The following is a 6,157-nucleotide window of genomic DNA, read 5'->3' on the forward strand; positions in this document are numbered from 1 at the left end:
CAACACCAGGGATGCGATGCAGGAAAGTCAAAACCGGGTACAATCCATAGGAATCGTCCATCAAAAATTGTATCAGGGAAGTAATCCGGGGGCAATAGAAATGAAGGACTATTTCCTGAATCTCAGCGAAAGCATCCTGGATACATTTGGCGCCGACAAAAAAGTACGCATAGAATGCGCCATGGAAAAACTGGATCTCGATATCGATACCGCGGTACCCCTCGGACTAATTGTGAATGAACTAATCACCAATACGCTTAAATATGCTTTTCCACAAGGCAGCAATGGCAAGGTGCTCATCAAACTCGAAAAAAGTAAGGATGGTGGGTTGCACCTGGAAGTTTCTGATAATGGCGTCGGCAAATCGGGGAAAATAACCGGAACCGGTTTCGGTGGCCAGTTAGTATCGCTTCTCACCCGGCAGTTGGGCGGCTCCATGAGGGAGGAAACAATAAATGGCACCAGCATTTTCTTCGATTTTAAAATGGATAAAGTTGCCTGACGAAATTACACGCCCGAAGTACCGGTGCGTTTCTATCCGGTTATCATTGCCCAATCTTCTCACCGGGTAAATAGAATCCTTATTCGGACAATTATGAACCTCGTTCGTCCCAGGTCACCGTAATCCGTTGATTAATCAATATAAGTTTATCATAGAAAGAGGGGTATTGACCATTTGTAAAAGGATGTGCGGCGCAACAGGAAGGCCGGAAATTGATCCCTGGTACCACGAACCCGATTAATATACTTTGTAAAACTCAAAACATATTAATTATGAGTCCTTTTTCGGAGCTTAAAGCGATTGCGAGCTGCTTCTATGAGAGTTATAATCGCAAAGATTTAGAGAAATCGTTTGAAGATTTCATAGCTACTGATCTTATCAATCACACCATGGACGGCAGTTTGTGCAGGGAAATGTGGCTGGATTTTGACGGGGCCTTCTTATCTGCATGTCCCGATTTAGTGATGAACATAAAAGAACAGATTGTTGAGGGCAACAAGGTAGCTACGCATTGGACATGTACCGGCACCCACACTGCAACATTCTATGGTATGTCACCTTCGGGGAATTCAATCAGGCTTACCGGTATATCAATTGATACTATTGAAAATGGAAAGATAATAGAGCATTTGACGGTTGCCGATTTTACCCGGTTGATGCAGCAGTTCGAGAAGAAGTGACCTATCAAATGGGTTGTTTAAATATGGATTACTCCAATAGTATGATTTTCTACGAGAATTATTTCATCATCAATAATCAAAAACTAAAAATGAGAAAGTTTTTTAAACCTTTACTTGCACTAAGTATTTCTTTTGTATTTTTTGCCTGCAACAATGGCAACGAAAAGAAAGATGATGCATCAGCAATGGCCGATTCTACATCTGCAAGCAGCACTACTGCGCCCCCGGCTGCTGCAGTTTTCACTCCTTTTGATGTTGTTGAAATTACCCACACTGTAAAAGATTACGGAAAGTGGAGGCCATTTTTTGATGCAGATAGTATAAACCGCAAAGCTCATGGGCTGGAAGACATTGCTGTCGGCCGCAGCCTGAACGATTCCAATAATATTCTCATTGCATTAAAAGTTGCTGATACGGCAAGAGCGATGACATTTGCAGCTGATCCAAAACTCAAAGAGGCAATGGATAAAGCCGGGGTTATTTCAAAACCTCAGTTCAATTTATTTCATATAATCAGGTTCAATCCTGACTCCAAAGAAAAACAATGGGTTCTCGTTACGCATAAAGTAAAAGACTTTGATGCATGGCTTAAAGTTTTTGACGCAGAAGGTACTGCCACCAGGGCTACTTATGGCCTCGTAGATGTGGCGTTGGCTCGCGGCTTAAACGATTCCAATTTGGTGCACATCGTTTTCGACATAAGCGATATGGCGAAGGCAAAAGCAAGAATGAACGATCCTGCACTGAATAAAATTATGACCGATGCCGGAGTCATCAGTGCACCAAAAATTGAATTTTATAACAGCGCAGAATAGTTGCAGCAATAGATAGCAGACTCTTGTTTAGTTAAGTCACTACTACGGTCGCAGTACACTTAAAATATAATTAAACGACTTCATCATTATTATTAAACTTTAAATTAAACAACAAACATGAAAAGAATTATCGTAACGCTCGGCTTGTTCCTGATTGGATTAGCTGCTTTTTCCCAACAGGAAGAGAACGGCACCATTTACATCAAGCATCCTTACATTGATGTAGTGAATAATGCCACAAAAGGGTATTTAGCCCAGGATTGGGCATCCCTAAAAACAATCTATTCAGATACCGCAAAGTGGTGGGCGTCAGGAATGGAAAAATTTATTCCAATTGCTGATGCCATGAAAATGTGGATGGGCGATTTTGAGAAGTTCGATGACATCAAACAAACCCCGGTGGGTTATCCGGACTACCTGCATTACGTGAAAGGTGATGCGATGATTGTACAATCATGGTGGAATTTCTCTGTAAAGTCAAAGAAAACGGGAAAGGTAATAAGCACCCCTATGGTGGTATTTGATGAATTTAGTAAGGATGGCAAAATAGTCAGGGAGTATATCTACGGCGATTTTTCTAAAATGCAATAAGAATTAAGTTTTAATACTATAGAATTTTTTTTCTTCCGGGCTACTAAGCCTAAAATGGTTTTTGTGTGTGGCTTTTCTAAAGATCCCATTGCCAAAGTTGTCTCATTGACAATGGGTCTTTTTTGATCTTTAGTCGCGGCCCATAATTGATTTGAAAATTATCCAACATCAGGCCCTCAATTATAAATCATCAAAAAAAAAATGAGAAAGATTTCCCTTTTTGTATCCAGTCTCTTCGTTTGCATTTCACTTTTGAGTAGTTGCAATAATCCGGATAATTCTACAGCAACAATACAAGGCGAACCAAAGGTTGCGCAAACAGACACTCCTGAATATTTTAACCTGAGACCCTCACTCGAAAAAGAATATGGTTATACCCATGCTGTAAAAATTGGTGACAACCTTAAGATTTCCGGAGCGGTAAGTATGGATGACTTAGGAGTTATTGTAGCTCCCGGTAATATGGAGCAGCAAATGAAAAATTGCTATAGCGATTTACAAAAAATTCTGCAGCATTACGGTTACACCTTTGACGATGTATTTGCAGAAAATATTTATACAACCGATATGAAGGAGTTTGAAAAAGTATTGGGTTACCGCAACTCAATTTATAAAAAACAGTTTCCCACCGGCACCTGGCTCGAAGTGAAAGGACTCGCGGTAGAAGGCCAATTGATTGAGATAGATATGGAAGCCCATAGGGCGAGATAGTCGCGTCAAGTATTTCATTTAAAAATTGAACTCATGGCACAATCAAAAGTTATTTCACTCTATAAACCGAAACCGTATCTGAAATATGCAACAGTGCTATTGTTAGCAGTGCTGGCAGTAAAATTTATAATTAAAAATGCTATCCCCTATTTCACGTTTAACCAGGAAACATTTGGCAGGTACTGGAACTACAAGTGGGGATTAATCGGTCATATTTCAGGAGGGCTTATTGCTTTGGTAATCGGACCTTTTCAGTTTTCAAAAGTCATTAGAGACAAGTACCGGCCGATACACAGGCTGATGGGCCGGGTTTATTTAATTGCTATCGCAATTGCAGCATCCTGCGCAACCTATCTTGCCTGGACTAGTGGTATCCAGGTAAACTTTGCCTGGGCTTTTAGCCTCGAGGGTTTGGCCTTTGCATGGATTATAACCGCATCAATGGCATATATATCAGTAATGCGTAGACGCATTTCGCAACACAGGGAATGGATGATCAGAAGCTACGTGGTAACATTTGCCTTTGTTACATTTCGTTTTTTGAATGATTCGGCAATCGCGATTAAACTCATGCCAAAATTTGAAGAAAGAGGACCTACGATTATATGGTTTTGCTGGACCATTCCTTTGCTGGTAACCCAGATCATACTCAGTTGGAAAAAGAAATATTAATAACCCGGTCAAACGAATTAGATTTAATTATCAAAATGACTGCCGTAATAAGAAATATAAAAACCAGGAGCCTGGTTCCCATCATTGCAGCGTCTTCTGTAGGAACACTTATTGAGTGGTACGATTTTTATATTTTCGGAACCTTAGCTACCATTATTTCTACCGAATTTTTTCCAAAAGGAAATGCAACTGCTGCATTTCTTGCTACGCTGGCCACTTTTGCTGCAGGGCTTGTGGTGCGGCCATTTGGTGCTTTGTTCTTTGGGCGCCTCGGTGATTTGATTGGCAGAAAATACACCTTCATGGTCACGCTGGTTTTGATGGGTGGTTCAACATTTGCCATCGGTTTAATACCCGGTTATGAAACCATTGGATTTGCTGCGCCCATTATCATCCTCGTTTTAAGAATCTTCCAGGGATTAGCGATAGGCGGCGAATATGGCGGCGCGGCTACGTTTGTGGCGGAGCACTCCCCTGAAAAGAAACGGGGATTTTGGACCTCATGGATTCAAACTTCTTCCGGGATAGCATTCGTATTTTCTATAGGAGTTATTTTACTAACCAAAAGCTTTATGCAAACCGCTGCATGGGAAAGCTGGGGTTGGCGTATTCCGTTTTTAATATCTGTGTTCTTAGTAATAATATCAGTTTACGTAAGGAAAAATATGTCGGAGTCGCCGCTGTATGCAAGGGCCAAAGCGGAAGGCAAAACATCCAAAAATCCGCTTAAAGAATCTTTTGGAAATAAGGCCAATTTAAAAGTGGTGCTTTTGGCGCTATTCGGCTTAACGATTGGAGTAGGCGTTATCAGTTGGAGTTCTATTTTTTATGCCCAAAGTTTTTTAATCAGGACTATGTTTGTTGACTACGACCAGTCAAATTCTATCGTAGTAACAGGAACAGTGTTGGGGCTTCCTTTTGTTGTATTTTTCGCCTGGCTGTCAGATAAGTTTGGCCGCAAATATTTGCTACTCCTGAGCATGTTGCTGGGTATCTTATTTTTTCGCCCGGTCTTTCAGCAAATGTACCAGGTTACGAATCTTCAATATAAAACAGAAAATAAGACCGCACCCCAAATTGACGTAACAAAACAAATATTTCCGGCAGGTCAATCAATTATTGCTACCACTACCCGGCACTTTTACACTGATGGAACTATGTTAGAGGAAGCGAAGAAAGAAACAATATTAGCCGGCACAAAAGTAAAAACAGAAATATTAAAAACTTTCATCGTTACCGCACGTGATAAATGGAAACTTATTTTTTTGGTTTTCGTATTAATGATTATTTCTGCAATGTCGTACGGCCCGCTGGCCGCCTACCTTGTAGAAATGTTTCCTTTAAAAATAAGGTATTCTTCCTTGTCACTGCCTTATCACATTGGCTATGGTATATTTGGCGGAATGGCGCCGCTTATCGCAACTTACCTGATAGAAAAAGCGAATGCGCGCCATACTACAGATTACTATTTAGCCGGCCTGGCTTATCCAATTGTGGTGATGAGCGTTTCCCTTGTTATTGGATTACTCTACCTTAAAGAAAACAAAATACAAATGCCTTTGGTGATCACTGCGCTTTCTTTTAAAATCAATAAACTAAAAAGAGGAATGGGCATAACGTGGGTAGCATTGGGATTGGTGACGGCTTATTTTGGTGTTTTTCATTTGGGCCTGCCCAACATCATGTCCGGCAAACAAGACGATTTAATTTTTGGATTGATTATGATGCTCGTCATTACCCCGGTGGCTTCTGTTGGTTTATTAATATTTGGGAAATATGCTCTTACGGGAGAGTATGATGATGACGTGATTCCGGATATTTCCCCGATCGAAAACCTGGTCGTTTCAAATTAGTAAAGTGTGCTGAATAGTTATATTTCAATCGCCATTGGAAAGAACACCAGAAAGGTTCTATCCAGGCGTAACAGAAATAGAATATTCTTAGATAAATTTTTTCGTTTTTGTTAAGCAATGTTATCTCAGGTAAAAAAAAATCATGCAAACAGGAGGCATAATCGGGGGTTCCGGATTTATCGGTAGCTACGTTACCAAAATATTCCTTGAAGAGGATTTTGACGTAAAAGTTTCTTCAACAGATATCAACAATAATAGTAAGTACCAGCATTTACTGGCACTTACTAACGCCACCAATAACCTGGAAATTCTGCCCTTAGACATAAGAGATAA

Annotated in this window: 8 protein-coding genes; all 8 read left to right on the top strand. The window is 40.4% G+C overall.

From position 1 onward, the window contains the following. The coding region (locus ACO1O5_RS09295) for a sensor histidine kinase (RefSeq protein WP_486269573.1) at positions 1–502 on the top strand (502 nt) is incomplete at its 5' end. A gap of 272 nt (positions 503–774) precedes the next feature. Beyond that, positions 775–1,182, top strand: a complete 408-nt coding sequence (locus tag ACO1O5_RS09300; RefSeq protein WP_486269574.1) for an ester cyclase — start codon at positions 775–777, stop codon at positions 1,180–1,182. Positions 1,183–1,271: 89 nt separating this feature from the next. Beyond that, positions 1,272–1,997, top strand: coding sequence for a hypothetical protein (locus ACO1O5_RS09305; RefSeq protein WP_486269575.1), 726 nt, complete (start codon positions 1,272–1,274; stop codon positions 1,995–1,997). A 117-nt stretch (positions 1,998–2,114) separates the two neighbouring features. After that, a complete protein-coding gene (locus ACO1O5_RS09310; protein WP_486269576.1) occupies positions 2,115–2,588 on the top strand; it encodes a nuclear transport factor 2 family protein in 474 nt (157 codons plus the stop codon). A 201-nt stretch (positions 2,589–2,789) separates the two neighbouring features. Then, entirely contained in the window at positions 2,790–3,299 is a 510-nt protein-coding gene (locus ACO1O5_RS09315) for a RidA family protein (protein WP_486269577.1), read from the top strand. A gap of 33 nt (positions 3,300–3,332) precedes the next feature. Beyond that, entirely contained in the window at positions 3,333–3,971 is a 639-nt protein-coding gene (locus ACO1O5_RS09320; protein ID WP_486269578.1) for a DUF2306 domain-containing protein, read from the top strand. 35 nt (positions 3,972–4,006) lie between these two features. Beyond that, positions 4,007–5,824 carry an MFS transporter gene (locus tag ACO1O5_RS09325; RefSeq protein WP_486269579.1) on the top strand — a complete coding sequence of 606 codons (1,818 nt, stop codon included), beginning with the start codon at positions 4,007–4,009 and terminating at the stop codon, positions 5,822–5,824. 142 nt (positions 5,825–5,966) lie between these two features. Further along, positions 5,967–6,157: hypothetical protein (locus tag ACO1O5_RS09330; RefSeq protein WP_486269580.1), on the top strand; the 191-nt coding region annotated here is incomplete at its 3' end.

This window comes from Ginsengibacter sp. (assembly GCF_057362405.1).